Genomic DNA, 26,105 nt, shown 5'->3' on the forward strand with positions numbered 1-26,105 from the left:
AACCAACGTAGCATTCGTTACGATTGCTTACAATGGTAAACCCTAGGTTGGGCGATAATCTGGGTTGTCAGCCCTTTGGCTCCTGAACGAGCGAAAGGGCACGGGATCATCCCAGGGCCGAGCCGGCGGTGCCTGGGAACGCGATGCATCCGGTAACCCTAACCCGAACGATACGAAGATGAACAAGACCACCCTGCTGGCCGCTTTGCTGGCCGCCGCTGCTCTGACCGCTTGTGGCAAGAAGGAAGAGCCCGCGCCCGCCGCTGCGCCGGCCCCCGCTCCGGCCGCTGCGCCGGCTGACCAGGCCGTGCAACCCGCCCAACAGCCCGCCACGCCTGCGGCCGACCAAGCGCAGCAACCCGCGCAGCAGCCCGCTGGCGAGGAAAAGCCGGCCGAGCAGAAGCAGTGATGTCGGCGCGCGTCGGCAAGCATGCCGGCGCCTGAGTGATCGGGCACGCCGGGCCGTAACCCGGCTGCCACCGAGCCGCCTCCCACGGAGGCGGTTTCGTTTTTTCGGGATGCCGTTACGGGGGCTGGCGGCATGCTGCAGCAGCCGTTGCACCAGCGGGTGTTGGCGCATGCGCCGGCTCAGGATGGCGTGGATGTCTTCCCGCACGCCCTCGCATGCCCCCAGCGGCAGCAGTCCCGGCAGCGGCCCGTCGCTGTCCAGGCCCAGGCGGCTGGCGGGAAAGACCCCCAGCCCGCGCGCGGCAAACACGGCCATCAGGGCGCTGTCCTCGAACTCCCCGGCCACCCGGGGGCTGAGGTCGTGCTCGTCCAGCCAGCGATCCAGCAGCGGGCGCAGCGGCGAATGCGCGGTCGGCAGCAGCACGGGCAGCCCCTGCAGCGTGTGGGGAAAGCCGCGCCGGGCGTCGGGCGTGACCAGCGTCGCCGGGCCGTACCAGTCCACGGGTGAGCTGGCCAGGCGCTCGCTGTCCACGGCAAAGGTGGGCAACGGCGTCGCTGGCTGGCCGGTCAGCACCAGGTCCAGGCGGTGCAGCGCCAGTTCCGCGAGCAAGGCCGCAGGCTCGCCTTCGTGGCAGACGAGGTGCAGATCGGGCGCATCCAGCAGCGGCTGCAACAGCGCGTGCGCCGCCAGTTTGGACAGGCCGTCCGACAGCCCCACGGCCAGGCGCAGCGCCGGGCGGCTGGCTGCTTCGCGCACGGCCTGGGGCAGGCTGCTGCCGATGCGAAAAATCTCGTCCGCCCGCGCAAAGGCGGCCCGGCCGGCGTTGGTCAGGGCCACGGTGCGGCCGGCCGGGCGCAGGAGCTGGTGGCCCAGCGCCCGTTCCAACTCGCGCACCTGGACGCTGACCGTCTGCACCGCCATGTCCAGGCGCTCGGCCGCACGGGCAAAGCCGCCTTCGCGCGCGACCATCCAAAAGTAGTACAGGTGGCGGTAGTTGAGCATCTGACGTTTCGGTTTTTTCGAACCGATTATCCGTATCGTCGGTATTTTTTCGGACCGTGCCGTTGGTATCATCGCGGCTTCCGACACTTATCCGAGCACCGCATGGACGCTTTGCTTGCTTTGGGGGCCGCCGATTTCATGGGCAAACCCGCCTGGATCTGGGCGGTGTTCATCGGCATCGTCATCGCCTTGCTGGTCTTTGACCTGGGCGTGCTGCATCGCGAGCAGCGCGAGATTGGCGTGCGCGAAAGCCTGCTGCTGTCGGCGGGTTACATCACCGCGGGCCTGCTGTTCGGCACCTGGGTGTGGTGGTACCTGGGTGCCGACAGCGGCATGGCGTACTACACCGGCTTTTTGATCGAGAAGTCGCTGTCCATGGACAACGTCTTCGTGATCGCGCTGATCTTTGGCTTTCTGGGCATTCCGCGCCCGTACCAGCACCGGGTGCTGTTCTGGGGTATTTTGGGCGTGATCGTTCTGCGTGCGCTGATGATCGGTCTGGGCGCGGCGCTGGTCCAGGAGTTCGCGTGGATCCTGTACGTGTTCGGCGGCTTTTTGGTCATCACGGGTGTGAAGATGTGGTTTGCGGCGGATGAGGAGCCCGACATCGCCAACAACCCGTTGCTGAAGTTTCTGCGCCGGCGCATGCGCGTGACGGATGGCCTGCGCGGCAACGCCTTCGTGGTGCGCGAGCCGCACCCCGCGACGGGGCAGCCCGTGCTGTGGGCGACGCCGCTGTTGCTGGCGCTGGTGCTGGTGGAGACGGCCGACCTGATTTTCGCCGTCGACTCGGTGCCGGCCATCTTTGCCATCACCACCGACCCGTTCATCGTCTACACCAGCAACATCTTTGCGATCCTGGGCCTGCGGGCGCTGTACTTTGCGCTGGCGGCCATGATCCACCGCTTCTACTACCTCAAGTACGCGCTGGCGCTGGTGCTGGTGTTCATCGGGGCGAAGATTTTCCTGGTCGGCATCGTGGGCAAGATCCCGGCGGTGGTTTCGCTGTCGGTGACCTTGGGCTTGATCGCGGGGGGCGTGTTGTACTCCCTGTGGAAGACGCGCCAGGACGAAGCTGCCCGCGGCGGCCCGCACCGTGTCATGTGATGGACCGGCTTGAGTTCAGCTCAGGCGCTTGACCAGCACCTGGCTGCGCCGGTCCCAGTTGTATTTGCGCTTGCGCGCCTCGGGCAGCCAGTCAGGCGACACCGGTTGAAAGCCGCGCTTGAGGAACCAGTGCATCGTGCGCGTGGTGAGCACGAAGATGCTTTGCAACCCCATCAAGCGCGCGCGCTGCTCGATGCGCTTGAGCAAACGCTCGCCGTCACCCTGGCCCTGGGCCTGCGGCGCCACGGTCAACGCCGCCATCTCGCCGGTCTTGGCTTCGGGGTAAGGGTACAGCGCCGCGCAGCCGAAGATGACGCCGTCGTGCTCGATGATGGTGTAGTTGGCGATGTCGCGCTCGATTTCGGTGCGGCTGCGTTTGACCAGCGTGCCGTCGCGTTCGAACGGCTCGATCAACTGCAGGATGCCCCCGACGTCGTCGGGCGTGGCCTCGCGCAGGTTTTCGAGTTTTTCGTCCACCACCATCGTGCCGATGCCGTCGTGCACGTACACCTCCAGCAGCAACGACCCGTCCACTGCGAACGGGATGATGTGGCTGCGTTCCACCCCGCCCAGGCAGGCGCGCACGCAGTGCTGCAGGTAAAAGGCCGGCTCGGTGGGCTGGGTCGGTGTGGGGGCCTGCGCCAAAATGGCCTGCGCGTCGGCCAGCGACAGTTCGGTGTCGATGGGGTTGTCCTCGCCCGGCGGATCGAACGGCCGCACGCGGATGCCGGGGATCTCGGTGACGAAGATCAGCTTGTCGGCCTGCAGCGCCACGGCCACGCTCGTGGCCACCTCTTCCATCGTCAGGTTGAACGCTTCGCCGGTCAGCGAAAAGCCAAACGGCGACAGCAGCACCAGCGCGCCCATGTCCAGCGCGCCCTTGATGCCGGCCACGTCCACCTTGCGCACCAGGCCCGAGTGCTGAAAATCCACGCCATCGACAATGCCGACAGGCCGGGCGGTGATGAAGTTGCCCGAAATCACGCGCACCTTTGCGCCGGCCATCGGGGTGTTGGGCAGCCCCATGCTGAAGGCCGCCTCGATTTCGAAGCGCAGTTGGCCGGCGGCCTCCTGCGCGCAGTCCAGCGCCACCGGGTCGGTGATGCGGATACCGCTATGAAAGCGCGCGGCGTGTCCTTTGGCGCGCAGTTGCTCGTCCACCTGCGGGCGAAAGCCGTGCACCAGCACCACGCGCACGCCCATGCTTTGGATCAGCGCCAAGTCCTGCACCAGATTGGGCAGCTTGCCCGCCGCGATGGCCTCCCCGGGCACGCCCACCACAAACGTTTGGTGGCGAAATTTGTGGATGTACGGCGCCACCGCACGAAACCAAGGCACGAAGGTGAAGTTGAAAACGGTGGACATGGCGCAGGTTGGGGATAATCGCGCACCCATGCGCGACGAAGCGATAGTGTGCCATCAGCCGGCGGGCGCGCCGGTGCTGACCTTTCCCGACCACCTGCCGGTGTCGGCGCGGCGCGCCGACATCGAGGCCGCGCTGCGCGAGCACCAGGTCATCGTGGTGTGCGGCGAGACGGGGTCGGGCAAAACGACGCAACTGCCCAAGATCGCCTTGGGGCTGGGGCGTGGCGGTGGCCTGGCGTGGCAGCCAGGCGCGGGGCGCCGGCCGCTGATTGGCCACACGCAGCCGCGGCGCATCGCGGCCATGTCGGTGGCGGCGCGCATCGCCGAGGAGACACAAACCGAGCTGGGACGGCTGGTCGGCTACCAGATCCGCTTCCACGACCGGCTGCAGCCCGGCGCGGCGATCAAGCTGATGACCGACGGCATTGTGCTGGCCGAAACGCAGCGCGATCCGCTGCTGCGCGCTTACGACACGCTGATCATCGACGAAGCGCACGAGCGCAGCCTCAACATCGATTTTTTGCTGGGCTACCTTAAGCAGTTGCTGCCGCGGCGGCCAGACCTGAAGGTCATCGTCACCTCGGCCACCATCGACGCCGAGCGCTTTGCGCAGCACTTTGCCGGGCCGCGCGGGCCGGCGCCGGTCATCCACGTCAGCGGGCGCACCTACCCGGTGGAAATCCGCTGGCGGCCGTTCGAGGAGTCGCGCGACCACGGGCTCAACGACGCCATCGCCGAGGCGGTGGATGAGCTGTGGCGCGGCGGCGCGCACGATGGCGACATCCTCGTGTTTTTGCCGGGCGAGCGGGAAATCCGCGACGCCGCCGACCACCTGCGCCGCCACCTCAGCCACCAGCCGGCGCTGCGCGGCACCGAGGTGCTGCCCCTGTACGCGCGCCTGGGCGCCGCGGAGCAAAACCGCATCTTTCACCCCAGCGGCGCGCGCCGCGTGGTGCTGGCCACCAACGTGGCCGAAACGTCGCTGACCGTGCCCGGCATCCGCTACGTCATCGATTCGGGCCTGGCGCGCGTCAAGCGCTACAGCCTGCGCAGCAAGGTCGAGCAGTTGCAGATCGAACCCATCAGCCAGGCCGCGGCCAACCAGCGCGCGGGGCGCTGCGGCCGCGTGGCCGAGGGCATCTGCATCCGCCTGTACGACGAACAGGACTTCGCGCGCCGCCCGCGCTACACCGACCCGGAAATCCTGCGCTCGTCGCTGGCGGGGGTGATCCTGCGCATGAAGGCGCTGGGGCTGGGCGACATCGAGGCGTTTCCGTTTTTGGAGGCGCCGTCGCGGCGCGCGGTGGCCGACGGGCTGCAAACGCTGACCGAGCTCGGCGCGCTGGACGAGCAGGGCATGCTGACGGCGCTGGGGCGCGAGCTGGCACGGTTGCCGCTGGATCCGCGCATCGGCCGCATGCTGGTGGAGGGGCAGCGCCGCGGCGCGCTGGCCGAGGTGCTGGTGGTGGCCAGCGCGCTGTCCCTGCAGGACGTGCGCGAGCGGCCGCTGGAACACGCCGCCAAGGCCGACGCCGCGCACGCACGCTTCGACGACGAGCGCAGCGAGTTTGTCGGCCTGCTCAAGCTGTGGACGTGGCTGGATCAGGCGCGCGGTGGTCACCCGGGGCCGGATGGGACGCCGACGCACAAGTTGTCGCACCGCCAGTACGAGGCGCTGCTGCGCGAGCATTTCATCAACGTCAAGCGTGTGCGCGAATGGCGTGACGTGCACCAGCAGCTGCACCAAATCGCCGCCGAGCACGGATGGCGCCCCAACGGCACACCCGCCAGCTACGAACAGCTGCACTGCAGCCTGTTGGCCGGCTTGATCGGGCACGTCGGCCTCAAGCACGACACCGAGGACCACTGGCAGGGCGCGCGCGGCATCAAATTTTGGCCGCACCCTGGTGTGCGCCTGCGCAAAAAGCCGGCGCGCTGGATCGTGTGCGCCGAACTGGTCGAGACCACGCGCCTGTACGGACGGGGCCTTGCGGCCATCGAGCCGTCGTGGATCGAGCAGGTGGCGCCGCACCTGATCCGGCGCGAGCTGGGCGAACCGCACTGGGACCCCCGCAGCGCCGAGGTGATCGCGCACGAGCGCGGCACGCTGTGGGGCCTGCCGGTGTACAGCGGGCGGCGCGTGGCCTACGAGCGCATCGACCCCGCCGGCGCGCGCGAGGTGTTCATCCGCGAAGCGCTGGTGGCCGGACTGACCGAGGACACGTGGGAGACGCGGCTGCCCTTTTGGCAGCACAACCGCCGCGTGCTGCGCGAGGTGCAGCAACTGGAGCACAAGGCGCGCCGCCAGGACGTGCTGGTGGACGAGGCGCTGATTTACGCCTTCTACGACCGCCAGTTGCCGGCCGACGTCTGCAGCGGCCGGGCGTTGGAGCGTTGGTGGCGCAGCGCCAGCCGCCAGCAGCCCGAGCTGCTCAAGCTCAGCCGCGACGAGTTGATGCGCCACGAGGCCGCCGGCATCACCACCGACGCCTACCCCGCGCTGGTGCGCCTGGGCGGGGTGGACTGCCGGGCGCACTACCTGCACGAGCCGGGGCACGCCCGCGACGGCGTCACGGTGGACGTGCCGCTGTTCGCGCTCAACCAGGTCGATCCCCAGCGGCTGGAGTGGCTGGTGCCCGGCATGCTCAAGGAAAAGGTGGCGGCGCTGCTCAAGAGCCTGCCGCAAAAGCCCCGCGCCCGCTTGGTGCCGCTGCCAGCCACCGCCGAAGCGATCGCGCAGTGCCTAAGCGCGCCCGAGCGCTTTGGCCAGGGCAGCCTGCTGCAAGCGGTGCTGGACGAGGTGCGCGCGCGCACGGGGCTGCCCGTGCAGGCCAGCGACTTCAAGCTGGAGACGCTGCCGGCGCACCTGCGCATGAACGTGCGTGTGCTCGACGAGCACGGGCGCCAACTGGCCATGGGGCGTGACGTGGCCGCCCTCAAAGCCCAGTGGGGCGAGCAGGCGCGCGGGGCGTTTGCCGCGTTGGCCACGCTCAAGCGTGCCGCGCAGGCAGCTCCCGGGGCACTGGCCGCCGCCGCCCCGCCACCGTCCGCGTCGCCGGCCACCGCCCCGGGCGGTGCGGCGGGGGGGCCGTCGCCCACGCCGCCGGCTGCTGCGGCGGGGCAGCCCGCCAGCGCGCCGTCCGCCGGGGTGTGGGACACCGAAGCGCGCCACACCCGCTGGGTGTTTGGGACTTGGCCCGAACTGGTGGAAATCCGTCACGGACGCCAGACCCTGATCGGCTACCCTGCGCTGCAAGACGCCGGGGACGCCGTGCGCGTGGCGGTGTTCGACGAGCCTGAGGTGGCCGCGCGCGAGCACCGCATCGGGCTGCGTCGCCTGGTCGCGTTGCAGGTGCGCGACACGCTCAAGCTGCTGCAGCGCCAGCTGCCCGAGCAGGCCACGCTGGGCGTGCTGTACATGCCGCTGGGCACCGCCGACGAGCTGCGCGAGCAGATCCTGGCGCTGGCTGTTGAGCGCGCGTTTTTGCAGTCGCCCCCCCATGACGAGGCTTCGTTCGAGGCTTGCGTGCAGCAAGGGCGCACGCGCCTGGCGCTGGTGGCGCACGAGGTGGCACGCCTGACGCTGCAGATTCTGACCGAGTGGAGCGCCGCGCAGCGCAAGCTGAAAGAAGCGCGCGGCCTGCCAGCCGCCACCGTGGCGGACGTGCAGCAGCAACTGCAGCGCCTGGTGGGGCCGCGCTTCGTGCTGGACACGCCGTGGGCGCAGCTCGTGCACCTGCCGCGCTACCTCAAGGCCGTGCAGATGCGCCTGGACAAATGCCGTCAAGACCCGGCGCGCGACCAGCAACGGCTGGCCGAGTTGCAGCCGCTGCAGCAGCGCGTGTGGCGCCTGCTGGCCGAGCGCCGCGGCGCGCCGGACGAGCGCCTGACGGCGTTGCGCTGGATGCTGGAAGAGCTGCGCGTGAGCCTGTTCGCCCAGGAGCTGCGCACCCCGTACCCGGTCAGCGTCAAGCGCCTGGACAAGGCGCTGGCGGCGCTGCAGGGGTCATAGGCGTGCCAGCCGCTGCAGGGCCTCGTCCAGCGTGGCGTCGCGCTTGGCAAAGCACAGCCGCACCAGCTGTTGGTTGCGCCCGTCGCCATAAAACGCCGACAGGGGGATCGCCGCCACGCCCACCTCGCGCGTGAGCCACTGGCAGAACTCAGCCTCGGGCAGGTGGCGTTCCGGCACCGCCAGCGCCCCGTAATCCACGCACTGGAAGTAGGTGCCCTCGCACGGCAGCAGGCGCAGCCGCGTGCCGGCCAGCCCCGCACGGAAGCGGTCGCGCTTGGCCTGATAAAAGGCCGCCAGCCCCAGGTACGGGGCCGGGTCGGCCATGTACGCCGCCAACGCGTGCTGCATCGGCGTGTTGACCGTGAACACGTTGAATTGGTGCACCTTGCGGAACTCGGCCATCAGCGGTGCTGGCGCCAGGCAGTAGCCCACTTTCCAGCCGGTGACGTGGTAGGTTTTGCCAAAACTGCTGACGATGAGGCTGCGCGCCGCCAGCCCGGGGTGGGTGGCCAGGCTGGCGTGCGGCTGGCCGTCGTAGACCATGTGCTCGTACACCTCGTCGCCGATCAGCAGCACGTCGGTGTCGGCCACCACGTCCCACAAGCGCTGCAGGTCACCGGCGCGCCACACGGTGCCGCTGGGGTTGTGCGGGGTGTTGACGATGATGGCGCGCGTGCGCGCCGTCAGCGCCGCGGCCAGCCGGTCGAAGTCCGGCCGCAAGCTGCCGTCGGTCAGCGGCACCCGCACGACGGTGCCACCGGCCAGCTCGATGCCGGGCACGTAGCTGTCGTAGCAGGGCTCCAGCACGATGACCTCGTCGCCCGGCTGCACCAGCGCCAGCAGCGCTGTCAGGATGGCTTGCGTGGCGCCCGCGGTGACGGTGATTTCGTTGACCGGGTCGTACGCGCGCCCATACAGCGTGGCGACCTTGCGCGCGATCGCCTCGCGCAGCGCCGGCACGCCCGCCATCGGCGGGTACTGGTGGTGGCCTGCGGCCATCGCCGCGCACACCGCCTGCGCCAGCGCCGGGTCCGGGTCGAAGTCCGGAAACCCTTGCCCCAGGTTGACCGCACCCACCTGCTGCGCCAACGCGGACATCACGGTGAAGATGGTCGTGCCGACCTGGGGCAGGCGGCTGGGGGGCACCGGGGTGCGCACGGTGGGGTCAGAGCTGGTCGTCATGGCCTTGGCCCTCCAGGGCTTTGTAGATCAGGTCGCGCGACAGCCGCTCGCTGAGCAGCTCGGCAAACCGCAGCACAAATTGGCGCAGGTAGACCCCGCGCTTGAACGCCACGCGCGCCACGTTGGTGCCGAACAGGTGACCCGCCGGGCGCACGGCCAGCTCGGGGGTGCGCTCGTCGCCGCTGACGGCCATCTCCGCCACGATGCCGACCCCCATGCCGAGCTTGACGTAGGTCTTGATGACGTCGGAGTCGATCGCCTCCAGCACGATGTTCGGGGCCAGGCCCCGCTGGGCGAAGGCCTGGTCGATGCGGGTGCGTCCAGTGAAGGTAGGGTGGTAGGTGATCAGCGGCGCCTGCGCCAAATCCTCCAGCCCGATGCGCTCGCGTTGCAGCAGCGGGTGGCCGGGCGGCAGCACCAGCGCATGCTGCCATTCGTAGCAGGGCAGGGTGACGAGCTCCGGGTATTGGGTCAGCGACTCGGTGGCGATGCCGATGTCGGCCACCTCCTCCAGCACCCAGCGCGCCACCTGGTCGGGCGCGCCCTGGTGCAGGCTGATGCCCACTTTGGGGTAGAGCTGCCTCAGCCGTGCCACCGGCGCCGGCAGCACGTAGCGTGCCTGCGTGTGGGTGGTGGCGATCGAGAGCGTGCCGCTGTCCTGCGCGGCGTACTGCTCGCCGATGCGCTTGAGGTTGGCCACCTCACGCATGATGATTTCGATGCTGCGCAGCACGTGCTGCCCGGGTTCGGTGAGCCGCTTGATGCGTTTGCCGTGGCGCGCGAAGATGTCAACCCCGAGCTCGTCTTCCAGCTCCAGGATGGCTTTGGACACGCCCGGCTGCGAAGTGTGCAGCGCCTTGGCCGCCTCGGTCAGGTTGAGGTTGCGGCGCACGGCCTCCAGCACAAAACGGAATTGGTGCAGGTTCATGGCGCACTCGGGGGTCGGGTTGGGTCTGGGTTCATCGGCGCAGCACCATCCAGCCCAGCGCGGCCAGCGACAGGGCCAGGTACAGCACCGGTGTGGCGCCGGCGGCCAGCCACGGCGCCCAGCCCAGCAGGTTGCCCATGTGGCTGAAGATACCGTTGACCAGCACGAAGCTGATGCCGATCATGATGCCGGCAAACACGTAGCCGGCCAGCCCCTGCTGGCGAAAGTGCAGGTAAGCGAAGGGCAGCGCCAGCACCACCATCACCACGCACCCCAGCGGGTACAGCAGTTTGCGCCAGAACTCGATCGCGTAGCGCTGCGCGTTTTGGTCGTTGCGCTCCAGATGCCGCATGTACTGCCAGAGGTCCAGCGTGCGCATGCGCTCGGGCTTGAGCAGCGCGACGTTGAGCATGTCGGCGCTCAGGCCCGTGCGCCAGTCGAACGTTGGCAGTGTCGCGGTGCGCAGCGTGCCGTCGGCGTCCCAGTGGTCGCGCCGCACCTCGGCCAGCCGCCACACGCCGGCCGCGCTGTCCACCGTGCCGCGGGCCGCTTCGATCAGGGTCCGCACACCGCCGTTGGCGTCCAGCGTCAGCACACGCACGCCGCGCAGTTCGCCCTCGGGCGTGAGGGCGCGCACGTTGACCACGTGCACCTCGGCGCCGTCGGTGCGCTCGCGCAGCCACGCCCCGGTGCTGCCGACGCTGAGGTTGCCGCGGTACTGCGCCTTGAGCAGTTGCGCCTGGCGCGCCGCGCTCGGCGCCACGTAGTCACCGATGGCAAAGGTCACCGCGGCGCAGCCCAGCCCCAGCACCAGCACCTGCCGCAGCGCCAACCCCGGCCCCAGGCCGCTGGTGCGCAGGATGGTGAACTCGGAGTCGCGCGCCAGCCGCGTCAGCGCGTACACGGTGCCGATCAGCACACCGATGGGCATCAGTTCGTACAGCCGCGCAGGCAACCACAGCAGCACCACGAGCAGCGCCTGCGGCACGCCGTACACCGCCCCAGGCTGCGTCAGCGACGGCGCCCCAAGCGCCCCCAGCTCATCGACGAAGTCGAAAAACGCAAACAGCGCCAAAAAACCCACCAGCACCCAGGTGATGGCGCCCAAGGCTTCACCGTGGATGAGCCGGCGCACGGTGTTCATGCCTGCGCCTCCACCGCGGCGCGGCGCCAGCGCGGATGCGGCAGCTCGCGCCACGCCAGCCACGCCAGCGTCAGCAGGGCCACCCCCCCGTGCAGCGCCGCAAAATAACCCCAGACCGAGACGCGCCCGCGCGTGGCCCAGTCTTGCCCGGCACCAAGCAGGTTGTAGTACACGACAAACGCCAGCAGCATGAACAGCAGGTTGCCGCTGCGGCCCAGGCGCGGCTGCGCGCTGGTGGCGGCCAGCGCCAGCAACACCAGGTTGACCGCGCACACCACCAACCCCATGCGCCAGGCCAGCTCGGACTGCAGGGCCGCGTCGCGGCTCGACCACAGCATCCACGTCGGCATCGCGCTGCGGCGACGCAGTTCCACCGTGGCCGCAGGTGCGTCGGCCACGCGTACGGTGTAGCGCTCGAACGCAGCGCCCTCCCACACCTGGGCGTCGGCGCTGCGCCGCCAACGCTGGCCATCGTGCAGCGTCAAGTGGGTGCCACGGTCGTCGGCATGCAGCTCGCCCGCACGCGCCGTCACGATGCTGTAGGCCCCGTCGGGCTCGTGGTCGGCGATAAAAATCTGTCGCCCGCTGTGGCCGGCCTGGGTGTCGCGGTCGACAAACAGCACCCGGCGGCCGTTGGCCGATTCCTGGAACTGTCCCGGCGCGATGCGCTGCAGGTCGTTGCGCTGCTCGTAACGCTGGCGCAGCTCGTCGCTTTGTTGCCGCGCCCACGGACCCACCAGCAACGCCAGCACCGCCACGGCCAGCCAGACCGGCCAGGCCAAACGCAGCACCGGCGCCACAAAACGCGTCAGCCCCAGCCCCGCGGTGTGCCAAATCACCATCTCGCTGTCACGGTACAGGCGCGACAACGTGCCCACCACCGCGGCCATCAGCGCCACCGTCAGCACGATGGGCAACTGACCCGTCACGGCCAGTGTCAAAAACAACAGCAGCGCTTGGGGGTCGACCTCGCCGCGGCTGGCTTGACCCAGGGTGCGCACCAACAGCATGGTCAGCACCACGGTCAGCATCACCACCAGCGCCGCGCCAAAGGAGCGTGCCAACTCGCGGCGCAGCGACGATTCGAATAACATCACCAACTCTTGATTCGAGGTACGACAGGTTGGAATTATGGACTTTGAACTGCGACCCTTGAGCCGAGCCGAGGCCGCGGCGGCCGACGCCGAAGCGCTGATCGTGCTGTGGCGTGACGCCGACGACCACGACACCCCATCCGCCGAGGATGCGTTGGGGCGCTGGGTGCAGCACGCCGTGCGCGATGGCGACCTGGGGCGCGACGCGGGTCAGTGGCTGGCCGGGCACCGCGTTGCGGGGGTGCGCGCGCGGCGCGTGGTGGCGGTGCGCTGTGGGGACGGTTCGGCGCGCAAGGTACGCCAGGCCGTGGCGTCCGCGTGGGGCGCGCTCAAAGCGGCGCCGCCGCGCACCTTGCTCATCCAGATGGGCGCCACGGACGAAGCAGCGCTGGCCGCCGCGGTGCTGGGCATCGCCGAGGCCAGCTACCGCTACACGACCACGCTGTCCAAACCCCAGCCGCGCGCGCTGCAGCGGGTGGTGGTGGGCGTGGCCGATGCGCCGGCCCTGCACGGGGCGTTCGAGTGGGCCGTGGCCACCGTGCACGGGCAGGAGCTGGCCAAAGAGTGGGCCAACCGCCCGGCCAACCACGCCCGCCCGGTGGACCTGGCGCGCGCGGCGCAGGCGCTGGCGGGGCCCGATGTGGAGGTCGAGGTCCTGGGGCCGAAGGAGGTCGAAAAGCTTGGCATGGGGGCCCTGTTGGCGGTGGCGCGCGGCAGCCACGAGCCGCTGCGTTTTATCGTGTTGCGCTACCAGGGCGCGGCCAAGCGCGAAGCGCCGGTGGTGCTGGTGGGCAAAGGCATCACGTTCGACACCGGGGGCATCTCCCTCAAGCCCGCGGCCGACATGGACGAAATGAAATTCGATATGAGCGGTGCGGCCAGCGTGTTGGGGGTGTTTGCGGCCCTGCCGCGGCTGCGGCCTGCGCTCAACGTGGTGGGCTTGATTCCGGCCTGCGAGAACATGCCCGGGGGCGGCGCCACCAAACCCGGTGACGTCGTGCGCAGCATGAGCGGACAGACCATCGAAATCCTCAACACCGACGCCGAAGGGCGGCTGATTTTGTGCGACGCGCTGACCTACGCGCAGCGCTTCAAGCCGCGCGCCATTGTGGACGTGGCCACGTTGACCGGCGCGTGCGTCATCGCGCTCGGGGCGGTGCGCAGCGGCCTGTACGCCAACGACGACGCGCTGGCGCAAGCGCTGTTGCAGGCGGGCGAAGCGGCGCTGGACCCGTGCTGGCGCATGCCGCTTGATGACGATTACGCCGAGGCGCTCAAGAGCAACTTCGCCGACGTGGCCAACGTCGGCGGGCGCCCGGCCGGCTCGGTGACGGCAGCTAAGTTTTTGCAACGCTTCGTGGGTGACGGCACGCCGTGGGCGCACCTGGACATCGCTGGCACCGCCTGGAAGGGCGGCAAGGACAAAGGCGCCACCGGCCGCCCGGTGCCGCTGTTGCTGCGCTACCTGGCCGAGCTTGGCCGCCAAGGCAGCGCCAAGCCTCGAGGCGGGCGCCGCAAGGGGGCGGCGGCGTGACCCAGGTGGCGTTCCACCTGAACGTGCCCGCCACGCCGCAGGGTTGGCGGGCCTACGTGTGCCGGCTGCTGGCCAAAGCGCACGCCGCGCGCGCGCGGGTGTGGGTGGCCGTGGCCGACGCCGATCTGGCGGCGCTGGATGAGGCGCTGTGGACGTTGCCGGCCGATGACTTCGTGCCGCACGTGCGCTGGGATGCCGCGGCGCTGTTGGTGCAGCGCTCGCCCATCGTGCTGGCGCCGCCCACGGTGTCGCCGCCAGGGCCGCGGGGGGTGGTGGTGAACGTCCAGCCGCAGTGGTTGGACTGGCTGGATCAGGGCGCACCGCCCACGCGTGTCATCGAAATCGTCAGCACCGACGATGAGGCCAAGGCTGCCGCGCGGCAGCGCTGGCGCCGTTACCAGCAGTTGGGCTGGGATCCCCAGGCGTACGACCGGGCCGCCCGGGCGGGCGCGCCCGCAGGGGCGTGATGGACGGCCGGCGCACCCCACCCGCGCTGGTGCCCACGTTGACCGACGTGGTGGCGCCCGGGGTGTTGCCAGAGCGCGCAGCGCCGGCGCCCAGCCCCCCAGCGCCGTCCGACCCACCGTTGCCCGTGACCCCCACAGCGGCAGCGTCGCTGCCGGCCGCGGACGAAGCGCTGATCGATGCGCTGGTGGACCGCACGGTGGCGCGCCTGATGCCCGTGTTGCAGCAACGCCTGCACACCGCGTGGGTGCAGTGGTTGCAGCAACTGCAGCACCAGCCCCCGCCCGTGCCGCCGTCGTTGACGAACGACTTGGCCGACATCGTGCGCGATGAGGTGCAGCGCCACCTAGGGACAACCCGTAGATGACGGCGGGCTTTGGCGTGGGTGTGTGGTTTTTGGTGTATCTTTTGGGCTTGCGCGCACAAAAACAAGTGGTTGCGCAAACCGTTTCAACCTCGTTTCGTTCGACAAGGGTAACCATGCATCTGTACAGCAAACTGACGATTGCCGCCGTGGCCGCGCTGGCCCTGGCCGCTTGTGGCAAGAAAGAAGAATCCAAACCCGCCGCGGCGCAAGGCCCGGCCGTGGAAGCGATGGTGGTCAAGATTGGCCACGTCGGCCCCACCAGCGGCCCGATCGCGCACCTGGGCAAGGACAACGAAAACGGCGCCCGCATGGCCATCGACGAGCTCAACGCCGCCGGCATCCAGCTCGAAGGCAAGCCGGTCAAGTTCGAGCTGCTGGCCGAAGACGACGCAGCCGATCCCAAGCAAGGCACCGCCGCGGCGCAAAAGCTGGTGGACGCCAAGGTCAACGGCGTTATTGGCCACCTGAACTCGGGCACCACCATCCCCGCGTCGCAAATTTACAACGCGGCGGGCATTCCGCAAATTTCGCCGTCGGCGACCAACCCGAAATACACCCGTCAGGGCTTCAACAACGTGTTCCGCGTGGTGGCGGATGACACCCACCTGGGCGGCACGCTGGGCAAATACGCGATCGAAAAACTCGGCGCCAAGAAAGTGGCGGTGATCGACGACCGCACCGCCTACGGTCAGGGCGTGGCTGATGAGTTCGAAAAAGGCGTCAAGGCCGCGGGTGGCGAAGTGGTGGACCGTGAGTTCACCAACGACAAGGCCACCGACTTCAACGCCATCCTGACCAAGATCAAGGCCAAGAAGCCGGATGTGATCTTCTTCGGTGGCATGGACGCCGTGGCCGGCCCGATGCTCAAGCAAATGAAGCAATTGGGCATCAACGCCAAGTTCATGGGCGGCGACGGCATCTGCACCAGCGAACTGCCCAAGCTGGCCGGCGACGGCATGGCCGACGAGCAGGTCTACTGCGCCGAAGCCGGCGGTGTCGAGGGTGAAGGCAAGGCGGCGATGGAGAAGTTCCGCGCCGACTACAAGGCCAAATTCGGTGCGGACGTGCAGGTGTACGCGCCGTACGTGTACGACGCGGTGCACGTGATGGTCAAGGCGATGCAAAACGCCAACTCGGCCGACCCCGCCAAGTACCTGCCGGCCCTCAAGCAAATCAGCTACAAGGGCGTGACCGGCCCGATCGAGTTCGACGAGAAGGGCGACATCAAGAACGGTGCGCTGACCCTGTACACCTACAAGGGCGGCCAGCGCTCCGAAATTGCGGTCGTGCGCTGATTCAGCATCCCGACGCAGCAACCCCAACCCCGCCACGGCGGGGTTTTTTGTTGTGCGGTGGGGGCGCGGCGTTGGTGGCTGGGGCGCCAACAAAAACCCCGCCTCGACGGGGCGGGGTTTTTTGTGGAGCAGCCCGGCGGCACGGCCGGTCCGCGACGGGCCTGCGCCTCAAGCCGCCGTGCGGCTGGATCAGGACAGGTGGGTGCTGATGATCTTGGTCATCTCGAACATCGACACCTGCGGCTTTTTGAGCACCGCCTTGAGCTTGGCGTCGGCGTTGATCATGCGCTTGTTGGTGGCGTCCTGCAGTTTGTTTTTCTTGATGTAGTCCCACACCTTCTTGGTCACTTCGGTGCGCGGCAGCGGCTTGGCACCGACGATGGCGGCCAGCTCGGCGCTGGGCGTCATCGGCTTCATGAAAGCCGCGTTGGGCGTGCGCTTAGCCGCAGCGGGCGCGGCTTTGGCGCTGGCCTTGGGCGCAGCGGCCGGCTTGGCGGTAGCCTTGGCGGCAGAGGACTTGGGCGAGGCAGCTTTCTTCGCAGTGGCCATGGGTGTGTTTCCTTGGGTTGGTTGCAAGCTCGCCACGCCGCGCCCGCAGCGCTGCTGAGGCGCGTGCATGGATAAGCGCATCGTAATCCGATTGCAGCCGATTTTCCAGAGCAGCGGCAGGGATTTGCGCGCAGACGGGGGTTTTCCCGGGGGGTGAGGGCGTGCAGCGTTGCGCGCAACCGACGCTGCCGCGCCGACGCGGGTTATCCGTGCCAGGCTTTGTAGGCCATCGTGACGGCCAGCCCGTACAGCAGCACGGCAAACACACGCTTGAGCGTGGCCACCGGCAACGCATGCGCCACGCGCACGCCGACCGGCGCCATCAGCACGCTGGCGCTGGCGATGACGGCCAGCGCCGGCACGAACACGTAGCCCACCGCCGCCGCAGGCCGGCCGGGCACACCCGCGCCGGACCACAGGTAGCCCAGCACGTTGGCCAGCGCGATCGGAAAGCCCAACGCCGCGCTGGTGGCCACCGCCTGGTGCATGGCCACCCCCCACCAGGTCATGATCGGCACACTGATGAAGCCCCCGCCCGCGCCGACAAGGCCCGAGACAAAACCGATCAACCCCCCGGCGCCCCATTGGCCGGCCGCCGTCGGCAGGCCACGCGGCTGGGCTGGGGCGGGGCGCTTGGCCGAGCGCAGCATCTGGGTGGCCGAAAACGCCACGAACACGGCAAACAGCAGCGCCAGCCACCGCCCCGACAGCACGCGAAAGACGCCCGCGCCGGCGCCCAGCGCCCCCAGCACGATGCCCGGTGCGAGGTTGCGCACGAGGTCCCAGCGCACCGCGCCGCGGCGGTGGTGCGCCCGCACGCTGGACAGCGAGGTGAAGACGATCGTGGCCATCGAGGTGGCGATGGCCATCTTGACCGCCAGGTCGGCGCCAACCCCGCGGTGCGACAAGATCAGCGTGATGAAGGGGACCATCAACATGCCGCCCCCGATGCCGAGCAAGCCGGCCAGAAAGCCGGTGCCCAGGCCCAAGGCGGCCAATTCCACGATCAACAGGGGTTCGAGCATGCGCTGCCGCCGCCGCGCGGGACGGGCTGGTCGTCGGTAGGGGGGAGGGTGTCTGCCAAACCGCCAGGCCGGCATCCTGAACACTGGGTTCAGGTGGGCGAGGGCAGCGCAGCTTCGGGTTCGTCTGACGCGAGACGCTCACGCCCACTGCGCGATGTACCAAGCCCGCGCTCAATGAGCATTGGTTCAAGGAATATAAAGCCCGGCGGATGGCAGACAGCCCCATTGTACCGCCACCCAGGCGCTTGCAGCGCACCTGCGCGGCGTCACAGCAGCCGGTCGTCGGCCAGCGCGGCGTCGATACGGTTGACCAGCTCACGCAAGCGCCGTTCGGTGTCCGGCGCCAGGCTTTCAGCGTGGGCGTGCTCGCCCTCGGCGGCACCGAACGACGAATTGCGAAACGCCAGCGCCGGGTCGCGGTGCGCGGCGTCGTACGCGATGTTGAGCGCGGCCAACACGGCGATGCGGTCGCGCGCCTTGACCTTGCCGGCGTCGCGGATGCGGCACATCGCGGCGTCGACCTGGGTCACCGCCTCGCGCAAGGCGTCTTCGCCGCCGGCGGGGCAGGCCAGCGTGTACAGCTGGCCCATGATCTGCACCTCGACCTGCTTGATCGGCGGGCGTTGCGTCATGGCGCGGCCTCCTGCGGGTCGAGACGCTGCAGCAACGCCTCCAGCCGGGCTTGCGCCTGGCGACACTGCATGCGCAGCCGGTCGCGCTCCTGCGTCAGGCGCTGCACCTCCGCCTGCAGCAGACTCTGGGTGCGCAGCAGCTCCTCGTGGCGCAGCAGCAGGCGGTCCACCCGCTGGGCGAGTTGGTCGATCACGGTGGCGTCCATCAGCGCACCATTGTAGACCCCACGCTGGCCCCGACGCTACAATGCCGGCACGTTGGTGCTCGCGCCGCCCGCTCGTGGTGGCGCAGTTAAACGGGAAGCTGGGGGGCGGGGCGCTGCCGCGCCCCGCCTAACCAGCGCTGCCCCCGCAACGGTAAGTGGACGTCGGCCCGCGCAGCGGGCCGGCCGCTTGCAGCCAACCGCCACTGGGCGCGCCTGCGCCCGGGAAGGCGCTGCAGGTCGCATCCACCAGCCCGGATACCGGCCAACGCGGTGGCGTGTCGCTTTGCAGGCGGCGCGCCGTGTCGCCCAAACACCGTCGGGGATGGCGGTGAGGGTATTGTTCGACGTTCATGTCATGAAAAGCACGATTCAACGCGCCCGCTGGGGCGTGCTTCCTGTGGCGTTGGCCGCCGCGGCCGCGTGCCTGCCCGCCGCAGCCCAAACGCAGTCCTTGGCCGAAACCGTGGTGGTGGCCACCCGCACCGAGCAGCCGCTGACCGATGTGGTGGCCGACGTCAGCATCATCGACCGTGAGCGCATCGAGGCCAGCGGCGCCGCCGGCTTGGCCGACGTGCTGGCCCAATTGCCGGGCATCGAAATCGCGCGCAACGGTGGCGTGGGGGGCACGACCAGCGTGTTCATCCGCGGGGCGGAGACACGGTTCGTCGCCGTGTTCATCGATGGCGTGCGGGTGGACTCGCAGTCCACCGGTGGCGCCGCCTGGAACGCGCTTCCACTGGCGCACATCGATCGCATCGAAGTCGTGCGCGGGCCGTTGGCATCGGTCTATGGCTCGGATGCTCTGGGTGGTGTGGTGCAGATCTTCACCCGCGCGGGTGAACAAGGTTGGCAGCCCAGCATCGACGTCGGCGCGGGCAGCCACGGCACGCGGCGTCTCGGCGCCAGCGTGCGCGGGGCGCAGGGGCCGTGGTCGCTGGCCCTGGGGGTGCAGCGGGAGCTGAGCGACGGCTTCAATGTGCAGCCAGCCGCCAACCCCGACCGCGATGGCCACCGGGCGCGCTCGGCCCACATGCGGCTGGGCTGGACGCCCGCGGCGGGCCACACGCTGAGCTTGTCGGCCCTCGACAGCCGCATGGAGGCCCAGTACGACGGCTATATGTCCACCGCCGACGACTGGGCCACGCAGGACGTGCGCACCGTCGGCGTGACGTGGGATGCGCGTTGGTCCGACGTGTACACCTCGCGCGTCGCGCTGGGTCGGGGCACCGACCGCTACTCGACACGGCCCAGCCCTTACCAGACCAACACCGAGGTCAGCACTTACCTTTGGCAGCACCAATGGTTGCAAGGGCCGCACCGTGTCCAGCTCGGCTTGGAGCGCCGCGAAGACCGTTTGCTCAACGCTTCGACGACGCCCAACCGCACCCAGCGCTCGCAAGACGCGGTGGCACTCGGGTACGGCTGGGCCGAGCGCGGGCATGCGTTGCAAGTCAACGTGCGCCACGATGACGACAGCGAGTTCGGCGGGCAAACCACGGCGTCGGTTGGCGCAGCCTGGAGCCCGGGACCCGGCTGGCGGTTGCGTGCCAACGCAGGCACCGCGTTTCGTGCCCCCACGTTGTTTCAGCGTTTCAGCATTTACGGTGTACCCTCCCTGCAGCCGGAGACGTCGCGCAACATCGAGTTGGGGGCGCAGTGGCGCACCGGCGTGCACCACGTGGGTGCGACGTGGTACCGTAACCGCGTGCGCGACCTGATCCAATACGTGCCCGGGCCGGGCCCGTGCGTCAACGGCAGCGGAACGTGGGCTGGTTGCTACGACAACGTGGGCTGGGCCACGCTGCGGGGCTGGACGCTGGAGGGCGGCACCCAAATGGCGGGTGTGCGCCTGACGGGCTCGCTGGACCTGGCCGATCCGCGCAACGACCTGACCGGCAAGCGGTTGGCCCGGCGTGCCGCGCGGCACGCCACGCTGCGGGCCGAGACGACCGCGGCGCCGGTGCGTTGGGGCGTGGAGTGGCGGCTGGTGGGGCAGCGCTGGGACGACGCGGCCAACACCAAGCGTTTGGGTGGCTACGGGCTCGTCAACGTCTCGCTGCGTGGTGCGTTGGCGCGCGATTGGCAGTGGCTGGCGCGTGTGGACAACCTCGGCGGCCAAGCGTACGAGACGGCACGCGGCTACGCGACCGGCGGGCGCAGCGTGTTTGTCGGTGTGCAGTGGACGCCCGCACCGTCGAACTGACCGGCCGTGCCGGGTGTCCCATGTCCAAGGCTTGTGTCGCCCTGCTGATCGCCGCCCCGGCCTCGGGCCAGGGCAAGACCAGCGTCACCGCGGCGCTGGCGCGGCTGCACGCGCGGCGGGGGCGGCGCGTGCGGGTGTTCAAGTGTGGGCCAGACTTTCTGGACCCGCAGTGGCTGGCGCTGGCCAGCGGCCAGCCGGTGGACAACCTGGACCTGTGGATGAACGGCGAGGCCGACGTGCGGCTGCGGCTGGCGCGCGCGGCCGAGCACAACGACCTCATCCTGATCGAAGGTGTGATGGGGCTGTTCGACGGCGAGCCCAGCGCCGCCGAGCTGGCGCGGCGCCTGGGGGTGCCGGTGCTGGCCGTGGTGGACGCCGGCGCGATGGTGGGCACCTTCGGGGCGCTGGTGCATGGGTTGCGCCACTACCAGCCCGGCTTGCCGTGGGCCGGGGTGCTGGCCAACCGCGTGGCCGGTGACGGCCACGCCCAAATGCTGCGCGACGCGCTGCGCGCGGGCGACGGTCCGTGGTGGGGGGCGCTGGTGCGCGACGAACGCATGGCCTTGCCGGAGCGTCACCTGGGCTTGACCCAGGCGGGGGAACTGCCCGACGCGAGGGCGCGGCTGGACACGCTGGCCGATGCGCTGGCGGCCACCCCGCTGGGGCAACTGGCGTGGCCCGAATGGCAGCGCTGGGCGGTGACATTCGAGCCCCCGGCGCCGGCGCCCGCCTTGGCGCGTGGGCTGGCGGGGCGGCGCGTCGCGCTGGCGCAAGACGCGGCGCTGGGCTTTGTGTACCCCGCCAACCTCGAGACACTGCGCGAACTGGGGGCCGACGTGGTGGTGTTTTCGCCGCTGGCCGACGAGCCGGTGCCCGAGGCCGACGCCGTGTGGCTGCCCGGCGGCTACCCCGAACTGCATGCCGCGCGGCTGGCCGCGGCGCAGCGCACCCGGGCCAGCCTGGCGCGCCATGTGCAGCTCGGGCGGCCGGTGTGGGCCGAATGCGGCGGGATGATGGTGTTGTTCGACGGGCTCACGCTGGCCGATGGGCAGCGCGTGCCGATGTGGGGGCTGCTGCCCGGCGAGGTGCGCATGCAGCCGCGCCTGGCGGCGTTGGGGCCGCAGGCCTGGCGCACGCCCTGGGGCGAGCTGCGTGGGCACACGTTCCACTATTCCACCGTGGACACGCCGTTGACCCCGGTGGCGCGCACCGCGCCCGCGCGCCCGCACGGGCGCCCCGAGGCGGTCTGGCGGCATGGCCCCATGGTGGCCAGTTATTTTCACGCGTGGTTTGCTTCTGCCCCGGCGGCAGTTGCGCAGCTGTTTCGGGGGGCGCTGGCATGAACCGCACCGACCTTGGCCCCCAGCGCATCGTCTGCTTGACCGAGGAGACCACCGAGTGGTTGTACCTGTTGGGTCAGCAACACCGCATCGTGGGCATCAGCGGCTACACGGTGCGTCCGCCGCAGGCGCGCCACGAAAAGCCCAAGGTCAGCGCGTTTTTGTCGGCCAAGATCGACAAGATCCTGGCGTTGCAGCCCGACCATGTGTTTGGCTTTTCGGACCTGCAGGCCGACATCGCCGCCGCGCTGGTGCGCGCCGGGGTGGCGGTGACGGTGTTCAACCAGCGCAGCGTCGACGACATCGTGGCGGTGCTGTGGCAGGTGGCGGCGCTGGTGGGCTGCACGCAGGCGGCCCAGCGCTGGATCGAAGCCGTGCATGCCCAGCACGCGGCGATGCGCCAAGCGGTGCAGCAGCGCGTGCAGCGCGGCGCGCGTCGGCCCCGCGTGTACTTCGAGGAGTGGGACGACCCGCCCATCACCGCCATCCGTTGGGTGTCGGAGTTGATCGACATCGCCGGTGGTGAGGATATCTTCCCTGAGCGCGCATGCCAGCCCTTGGCCAAGGACCGCGTGCTGGCCGATCCCCTGGAGGTGGTGCGGCGCGCGCCGGACATCATCGTCGGGTCGTGGTGCGGCAAAAAGTTCCGGCCCGAGCGCGTCGCGGCACGGCCGGGCTGGCAGGACATCCCGGCGGTGCGCCAGGGGCACTTGTTCGAGGTCAAGTCGGCTGACATCCTGCAGCCCGGGCCGGCGGCCCTGACCGACGGGGTGGCGCAACTGCACCGCATCGTGCTGGCGTGGATGGACGGCCAAGTAGCGGCCGTGCTGGGGCAGGGGGGCGTTGCGCAAGCGGGTGGGTGTCATGCGTGAGCTGGTGCTGGGCGGACAAAAAAGCGGCAAGTCGCGCTGGGCCGAGGCCCGCGCGGCGCGCTGGTTGCAGGCGGAGCCGCGGCACCGTGCGGTGTTGCTGGCCACGGCGCAGGCGCGCGACGCCGAAATGCGCGCCCGCATCGAGCGCCACCGGCGCGAGCGGGCCGAACGCGTGCCCGGCCTGGAGACGTTGGAGCTGGGCGAGGACGATGTGCCCTCGATGCTGCTGCGCCAAAGCTCCCCGCAGGCGCTGGTGGTGGTCGATTGCCTGACGCTGTGGTTGACGCAGCTGTGGTGGCCGGCCGAGGCACGTCACGCGACGGCCCAGCCCACCCCCAGCTTGACCGACGTGCAGGCCCGGGTGGATGCGCTGCTGCACGCGCTGCAGCAGGTCGGTGGCCCGGTGGTGCTGGTCAGCAACGAAATCGGGCTGGGCGTCATCCCGATGGGGGTGCAGGTGCGCGCGTTCGTCGACGCACTTGGGGCGTTGAACCAGCGCGTGGCGGCGGTGTGCGAGCGCGTCACGCTGATGGTGGCGGGGTGCCCATGCGTGGTCAAGGGGGACGTATGACGCTGGGGCGGGGTGCGTGGTGGGCGCTGTGGCTGGTGCTGGCGTGCCTGTTCGGCGTGGCGGCCCGCGCCGAGGTGCGCATCGTCGACGACCAGGGTGTCGAGGTGCGCCTGCCGCAGCCGCCGCAGCGCATCGTCAGCCTGCTGCCGTCGCTGTCGGAAGCCGTGTGCGAGCTGGGCCAGTGCGCGCGCCTGGTGGGCGTGGACCGCTACACCAACTGGCCCGAGGCGCTGGCCCATGTGCCGCGTGTCGGCGGGGGGCTGGACCCGAACATCGAAGCCATCGTCGCATTGCGGCCTGATGTGGTGTTGCTGGCCACGTCGTCGCGCGCCATCGAACGGTTGCGGGCGCTGGGGCTGCCGGTGGTGGCGCTGGAGCCCAAGACGCACGCCGACGTGCAGCGCGTGCTGCTGCGCCTGGGCCAGTTGCTGCAGGTGCCCGACGCGCTGCGGGTCTGGCGTGCCATCGACGCCGGCGTGTCGGCCGCCGCGCAGTCGCTGCCCGCCACGGCGCGGGGGGTGCGCGTGTACATCGAGGTCAGCCCCGGGCCCTACGCGGCGGGTGAGGCCTCGTTCATCGGCCAGACGCTGCAGCGCTTGGGGGCGCGCAACATCGTCCCCGCGGCGCTGGGGCCGTTTCCCAAGCTGAACCCGGAGTTCATCGTGCGCGCCGACCCGGATGTGATCATGGTGAGCAGCCGCGCGGCCGAAGGGCTGGCGCAGCGTCCGGGTTGGCATCGCCTGCGCGCGGTGCAGCAAGGGCGGGTGTGCGCGTTCGACGCCCGCGAGTCCGACGTCCTCGTGCGGCCCGGTCCACGCATGGCGGAGGCAGCGCGCCTCATGGCGGCGTGCTTGGCGCGCGCGGCGGTGCCCACCGTGGCCGCCACGGAGGCTGGGCGATGAACGCCGCGCGTGCGTGGGGCCTGCTGGCGGCGTTGGGGGTGGCGGCGGCGTTGCTGGTGGTGCTGGCCATGGGGGTGGGCAGCGTCGGCTGGGAACCGTTGGCGGCGCTGTGGCCGTGGGTCGGCGGCCAAGACGGCCAGCGCGATCCGTTGCTGGCGCAAATCGTGTGGGATATTCGCTTGCCTCGCGCGCTGGGGGCGTGGGCCGCAGGCGCCTTGCTGGGTTTGGCGGGTGCGGTGGCGCAGGGTCTGTTTCGCAACCCGCTGGCCGATCCGTTTTTGCTCGGCAGCGCGGCGGGCGCGTCGCTTGCGGTGGCGCTCACCCTGGTGGCGCTGGGGGGAGGGGCCGGCATGCTGGGCGGGGCTGTCGGGCCAACCTGGAGCGTGCTGTCGCCCCACCTGGGCGTGCGCTTGGGGCTCACCGGGGCGGCCTTCGTGGGGGCGTTGGCGGCGGTGCTGCTGACGCTGACGCTGGCGCGCGGCGTGCAGCACACCTTGCGCTTGCTGTTGGCCGGGGTGGTGGTGGGCGTGGTGCTGGGCGCCGCGACCCAGTTCGTGCTGCTGCTGGCACCCGATGCCTTGCAGGCCATGCAGGCGTTTTTGTTGGGCTCGACCGCGTTCGTGGGCTGGTCCGCGGCTGGTTTGATGCTGGCGGCCGTGGGGCTGTGCACGCTGGCCGCGGTGGGGCTGGCGCGGGCGCTGGACGCGCTGGCCCTGGGCGAAGCCACGGCGGCCAGCCTGGGTCTGCCCTTGGCTGCGATGCGCGCGGCGCTGGTGGCGGTGCTGGCGCTGGCCACCGCCAGCGCCGTGGCGCAGACGGGCCTGATCGCCTTTGTGGGGCTTGCCGCGCCGCACCTGGTGCGCACCCGGGTGCACGCCACCCACGGCTGGCTGATGGTGTTGGCCGCGGCGATGGGCGGGGCGCTGCTGCTGGCGGCCGATACCCTGGCGCGCGGCTGGCTGGCGCCGCAAGAGCTGCCGGTGGGCGTGCTGACGGCCGTGCTGGGCGGTGGCTACCTACTGTGGTTGATGCACCGTGGCCGCCTGCGGGGGCAGGGGGTATGACGGTGCGCACCGACACCCACGTGGCTGCGGCGCTGCAGGCGCAGGATCTCAGCGTGCGCCTGGGCGGCACGGTGGTGCTGGACCACGTGTCGCTGAGCCTGCCCGCTGGGCGGTGGACCTGCATCGTGGGCCCCAACGGTGCAGGCAAGTCCACGCTGCTCAAGGCGCTGGCGGGCCTGCTGGCGTACCGCGGCCAGGTGCTGCTGCTGGATCGCCCGCTGCAGGCCTGGTCGCGGCGGGAGCGTGCGCGCACCCTGGCCTGGTTGGGCCAAGCCGAGCCGGGGGCCGACGACCTGACGGTGTGGGACGTGGCGATGTTGGGCCGTGTGCCCCATCAACCTTGGCTGGGGACCCCCAGTGCGGCGGATCGGGCTGCCGTGCGGCAAGCCCTGCAGGCCACCCAGGCCTGGGCGTGGCGCCACCGCCCCCTGGGCGAGCTGTCGGGGGGGCAGCGCCAGCGTGCGCTGCTGGCGCGCTTGCTGGCGGTGCAGGCGCCTGTGCTGCTGATGGACGAGCCGCTCGCGCACCTGGACCCGCCGCACCAGGCGGATTGGCTGGCCTTGGTGCGTCGCCTGACCGCGCAAGGCCACACGGTGGTCAGCGTGCTGCACGAGCTCAACCTCGCGCTGCGCGCCGACGCGCTGCTGATGCTGGACGCGGGGCGTGTCGTGCACCAAGGCCCCAGTGGCGAACCGGCCACCCACCGTGCGCTGGAGGCGGTGTTCGAACACCGCATCGCGGTCCGCGCGCTGCCCGGCGACGGCGCCGGTTGGGTGGTGGTGCCGCGTGTCGCCGGGCAACCCGAGGGGCCCTTGGCTTGTACCTGAATCGGAGGCT

At 70.2% G+C, this 26,105-nt stretch carries 22 protein-coding genes, 1 pseudogene and 1 riboswitch; of the genes and pseudogenes, 13 read left to right on the forward strand and 10 right to left on the reverse strand.

Annotated features, from left to right (window positions below):
• Positions 1-538 precede the first annotated feature (538 nt).
• Positions 539-1,411, reverse strand: a pseudogene (locus EDC36_RS00905) (LysR family transcriptional regulator); the annotation flags it as partial.
• Between the two features lie 102 nt (positions 1,412-1,513).
• Between EDC36_RS00905 and EDC36_RS00910 the strand changes: the two are divergent.
• A complete protein-coding gene (locus EDC36_RS00910; protein ID WP_132961367.1) occupies positions 1,514-2,518 on the forward strand; it encodes a TerC family protein in 1,005 nt (334 codons plus the stop codon).
• 15 nt (positions 2,519-2,533) lie between these two features.
• Here the strand turns inward: EDC36_RS00910 and argA are convergent, their stop codons facing one another.
• Positions 2,534-3,883, reverse strand: coding sequence for an amino-acid N-acetyltransferase (gene argA, locus EDC36_RS00915; RefSeq protein ID WP_132961368.1), 1,350 nt, complete (start codon positions 3,881-3,883; stop codon positions 2,534-2,536).
• Between the two features lie 28 nt (positions 3,884-3,911).
• On the opposite strand from argA, the gene hrpA reads away from it, so the two are divergent.
• Positions 3,912-7,895 (forward strand): ATP-dependent RNA helicase HrpA, encoded by a 3,984-nt coding sequence (gene hrpA / locus EDC36_RS00920; protein ID WP_132961369.1) that lies wholly within the window; start codon positions 3,912-3,914, stop codon positions 7,893-7,895.
• Here the strand turns inward: hrpA and EDC36_RS00925 are convergent.
• The 4 genes from EDC36_RS00925 to lptF are packed head-to-tail and all read right to left on the reverse strand — an operon-like array spanning position 7,890 to position 12,243.
• Complete coding sequence (locus tag EDC36_RS00925) at positions 7,890-9,077, reverse strand: pyridoxal phosphate-dependent aminotransferase (RefSeq protein ID WP_132961370.1); 1,188 nt, start codon at positions 9,075-9,077, stop codon at positions 7,890-7,892. The genes hrpA and EDC36_RS00925 overlap by 6 nt on opposite strands.
• On the reverse strand, positions 9,061-10,005 hold the full coding sequence (locus EDC36_RS00930; RefSeq protein ID WP_132961371.1) for a CysB family HTH-type transcriptional regulator: 945 nt from the start codon (positions 10,003-10,005) through the stop codon (positions 9,061-9,063). The genes EDC36_RS00925 and EDC36_RS00930 overlap by 17 nt, the downstream gene beginning before the upstream one ends.
• 31 nt (positions 10,006-10,036) lie before the next feature.
• Positions 10,037-11,149 (reverse strand): LPS export ABC transporter permease LptG, encoded by a 1,113-nt coding sequence (lptG, locus tag EDC36_RS00935; RefSeq protein WP_132961372.1) that lies wholly within the window; start codon positions 11,147-11,149, stop codon positions 10,037-10,039.
• On the reverse strand, positions 11,146-12,243 hold the full coding sequence (gene lptF, locus EDC36_RS00940) for an LPS export ABC transporter permease LptF (RefSeq protein ID WP_132961373.1): 1,098 nt from the start codon (positions 12,241-12,243) through the stop codon (positions 11,146-11,148). Before lptF ends, lptG begins: the two co-directional genes overlap by 4 nt.
• A 37-nt stretch (positions 12,244-12,280) precedes the next feature.
• On the opposite strand from lptF, the gene EDC36_RS00945 reads away from it, so the two are divergent.
• From EDC36_RS00945 to EDC36_RS00960, 4 genes are all read left to right on the forward strand, one after another.
• Positions 12,281-13,777, forward strand: coding sequence for a leucyl aminopeptidase (locus EDC36_RS00945; RefSeq protein ID WP_132961374.1), 1,497 nt, complete (start codon positions 12,281-12,283; stop codon positions 13,775-13,777).
• Positions 13,774-14,244 (forward strand): DNA polymerase III subunit chi, encoded by a 471-nt coding sequence (locus tag EDC36_RS00950; protein WP_132961375.1) that lies wholly within the window; start codon positions 13,774-13,776, stop codon positions 14,242-14,244. The genes EDC36_RS00945 and EDC36_RS00950 overlap by 4 nt, the downstream gene beginning before the upstream one ends.
• Positions 14,244-14,609, forward strand: coding sequence for a hypothetical protein (locus tag EDC36_RS00955; protein ID WP_132961376.1), 366 nt, complete (start codon positions 14,244-14,246; stop codon positions 14,607-14,609). The genes EDC36_RS00950 and EDC36_RS00955 overlap by 1 nt, the downstream gene beginning before the upstream one ends.
• Before the next feature lie 113 nt (positions 14,610-14,722).
• Positions 14,723-15,904: a branched-chain amino acid ABC transporter substrate-binding protein gene (locus EDC36_RS00960; protein ID WP_132961377.1), complete on the forward strand. Its 1,182-nt coding sequence runs from the start codon at positions 14,723-14,725 to the stop codon at positions 15,902-15,904.
• Between the two features lie 189 nt (positions 15,905-16,093).
• On the opposite strand, the gene EDC36_RS00965 is transcribed toward EDC36_RS00960, so the two are convergent.
• The 4 genes from EDC36_RS00965 to EDC36_RS00980 all read right to left on the reverse strand — a co-directional run bounded on the left by EDC36_RS00965 (position 16,094) and on the right by EDC36_RS00980 (position 18,316).
• Positions 16,094-16,453 carry an SWIB/MDM2 domain-containing protein gene (locus EDC36_RS00965; RefSeq protein ID WP_132961378.1) on the reverse strand — a complete coding sequence of 120 codons (360 nt, stop codon included), beginning with the start codon at positions 16,451-16,453 and terminating at the stop codon, positions 16,094-16,096.
• A 203-nt stretch (positions 16,454-16,656) separates the two neighbouring features.
• Positions 16,657-17,478: a sulfite exporter TauE/SafE family protein gene (locus EDC36_RS00970; RefSeq protein ID WP_132961379.1), complete on the reverse strand. Its 822-nt coding sequence runs from the start codon at positions 17,476-17,478 to the stop codon at positions 16,657-16,659.
• Positions 17,479-17,744: 266 nt separating this feature from the next.
• The gene (locus tag EDC36_RS00975) at positions 17,745-18,092 is read right to left on the reverse strand and encodes a cell division protein ZapA (protein ID WP_132961474.1); all 348 of its coding nucleotides are present in this window, start codon (positions 18,090-18,092) and stop codon (positions 17,745-17,747) included.
• A gap of 14 nt (positions 18,093-18,106) precedes the next feature.
• A complete protein-coding gene (locus EDC36_RS00980; protein ID WP_390616660.1) occupies positions 18,107-18,316 on the reverse strand; it encodes a DUF904 domain-containing protein in 210 nt (69 codons plus the stop codon).
• Positions 18,317-18,352: 36 nt separating this feature from the next.
• Positions 18,353-18,597: riboswitch (cobalamin riboswitch) on the forward strand.
• Between the two features lie 74 nt (positions 18,598-18,671).
• On the opposite strand from EDC36_RS00980, the gene EDC36_RS00985 reads away from it, so the two are divergent.
• The 7 genes from EDC36_RS00985 to EDC36_RS01015 are packed head-to-tail and all read left to right on the forward strand — an operon-like array spanning position 18,672 to position 26,095.
• Complete coding sequence (locus EDC36_RS00985) at positions 18,672-20,519, forward strand: TonB-dependent receptor domain-containing protein (RefSeq protein ID WP_132961381.1); 1,848 nt, start codon at positions 18,672-18,674, stop codon at positions 20,517-20,519.
• A gap of 20 nt (positions 20,520-20,539) precedes the next feature.
• Positions 20,540-21,862 (forward strand): cobyrinic acid a,c-diamide synthase CobB, encoded by a 1,323-nt coding sequence (locus EDC36_RS00990; RefSeq protein WP_132961382.1) that lies wholly within the window; start codon positions 20,540-20,542, stop codon positions 21,860-21,862.
• Positions 21,859-22,731, forward strand: coding sequence for an ABC transporter substrate-binding protein (locus EDC36_RS00995; protein WP_132961383.1), 873 nt, complete (start codon positions 21,859-21,861; stop codon positions 22,729-22,731). The genes EDC36_RS00990 and EDC36_RS00995 overlap by 4 nt, the downstream gene beginning before the upstream one ends.
• The gene (locus EDC36_RS01000; RefSeq protein WP_132961384.1) at positions 22,724-23,302 is read left to right on the forward strand and encodes a bifunctional adenosylcobinamide kinase/adenosylcobinamide-phosphate guanylyltransferase; all 579 of its coding nucleotides are present in this window, start codon (positions 22,724-22,726) and stop codon (positions 23,300-23,302) included. The genes EDC36_RS00995 and EDC36_RS01000 overlap by 8 nt, the downstream gene beginning before the upstream one ends.
• Entirely contained in the window at positions 23,299-24,204 is a 906-nt protein-coding gene (locus EDC36_RS01005; protein ID WP_132961385.1) for an ABC transporter substrate-binding protein, read from the forward strand. Before EDC36_RS01000 ends, EDC36_RS01005 begins: the two co-directional genes overlap by 4 nt.
• Positions 24,201-25,268 (forward strand): FecCD family ABC transporter permease, encoded by a 1,068-nt coding sequence (locus tag EDC36_RS01010; RefSeq protein WP_132961386.1) that lies wholly within the window; start codon positions 24,201-24,203, stop codon positions 25,266-25,268. The genes EDC36_RS01005 and EDC36_RS01010 overlap by 4 nt, the downstream gene beginning before the upstream one ends.
• Complete coding sequence (locus tag EDC36_RS01015; RefSeq protein WP_132961387.1) at positions 25,265-26,095, forward strand: ABC transporter ATP-binding protein; 831 nt, start codon at positions 25,265-25,267, stop codon at positions 26,093-26,095. The genes EDC36_RS01010 and EDC36_RS01015 overlap by 4 nt, the downstream gene beginning before the upstream one ends.
• Positions 26,096-26,105 lie beyond the last annotated feature (10 nt).

Origin of the sequence: Tepidimonas ignava (genome assembly GCF_004342625.1) — a bacterium.
Taxonomy (GTDB): Bacteria; Pseudomonadota; Gammaproteobacteria; order Burkholderiales; family Burkholderiaceae_C; genus Tepidimonas; species Tepidimonas ignava.

Bases quoted from the DNA above. Each gene is read 5' to 3' on its own strand.
- EDC36_RS00930 (WP_132961371.1), bottom strand. From the start codon at position 10,005: ATGAACCTGCACCAATTCCGTTTTGTGCTGGAGGCCGTGCGCCGCAAC.
- EDC36_RS00980 (WP_390616660.1), bottom strand. From the start codon at position 18,316: ATGGACGCCACCGTGATCGACCAACTCGCCCAGCGGGTGGACCGCCTG.
- argA (WP_132961368.1), bottom strand. From the start codon at position 3,883: ATGTCCACCGTTTTCAACTTCACCTTCGTGCCTTGGTTTCGTGCGGTG.
- EDC36_RS00955 (WP_132961376.1), top strand. From the start codon at position 14,244: ATGGACGGCCGGCGCACCCCACCCGCGCTGGTGCCCACGTTGACCGAC.
- lptF (WP_132961373.1), bottom strand. From the start codon at position 12,243: ATGTTATTCGAATCGTCGCTGCGCCGCGAGTTGGCACGCTCCTTTGGC.
- EDC36_RS00945 (WP_132961374.1), top strand. From the start codon at position 12,281: ATGGACTTTGAACTGCGACCCTTGAGCCGAGCCGAGGCCGCGGCGGCC.
- EDC36_RS00990 (WP_132961382.1), top strand. From the start codon at position 20,540: ATGTCCAAGGCTTGTGTCGCCCTGCTGATCGCCGCCCCGGCCTCGGGC.
- EDC36_RS00960 (WP_132961377.1), top strand. From the start codon at position 14,723: ATGCATCTGTACAGCAAACTGACGATTGCCGCCGTGGCCGCGCTGGCC.
- EDC36_RS00995 (WP_132961383.1), top strand. From the start codon at position 21,859: ATGAACCGCACCGACCTTGGCCCCCAGCGCATCGTCTGCTTGACCGAG.
- EDC36_RS00925 (WP_132961370.1), bottom strand. From the start codon at position 9,077: ATGACGACCAGCTCTGACCCCACCGTGCGCACCCCGGTGCCCCCCAGC.
- lptG (WP_132961372.1), bottom strand. From the start codon at position 11,149: ATGAACACCGTGCGCCGGCTCATCCACGGTGAAGCCTTGGGCGCCATC.
- EDC36_RS01010 (WP_132961386.1), top strand. From the start codon at position 24,201: ATGAACGCCGCGCGTGCGTGGGGCCTGCTGGCGGCGTTGGGGGTGGCG.
- EDC36_RS01005 (WP_132961385.1), top strand. From the start codon at position 23,299: ATGACGCTGGGGCGGGGTGCGTGGTGGGCGCTGTGGCTGGTGCTGGCG.
- EDC36_RS01000 (WP_132961384.1), top strand. From the start codon at position 22,724: ATGCGTGAGCTGGTGCTGGGCGGACAAAAAAGCGGCAAGTCGCGCTGG.
- EDC36_RS00970 (WP_132961379.1), bottom strand. From the start codon at position 17,478: ATGCTCGAACCCCTGTTGATCGTGGAATTGGCCGCCTTGGGCCTGGGC.
- EDC36_RS00910 (WP_132961367.1), top strand. From the start codon at position 1,514: ATGGACGCTTTGCTTGCTTTGGGGGCCGCCGATTTCATGGGCAAACCC.
- EDC36_RS00965 (WP_132961378.1), bottom strand. From the start codon at position 16,453: ATGGCCACTGCGAAGAAAGCTGCCTCGCCCAAGTCCTCTGCCGCCAAG.
- EDC36_RS01015 (WP_132961387.1), top strand. From the start codon at position 25,265: ATGACGGTGCGCACCGACACCCACGTGGCTGCGGCGCTGCAGGCGCAG.
- EDC36_RS00985 (WP_132961381.1), top strand. From the start codon at position 18,672: ATGAAAAGCACGATTCAACGCGCCCGCTGGGGCGTGCTTCCTGTGGCG.
- hrpA (WP_132961369.1), top strand. From the start codon at position 3,912: ATGCGCGACGAAGCGATAGTGTGCCATCAGCCGGCGGGCGCGCCGGTG.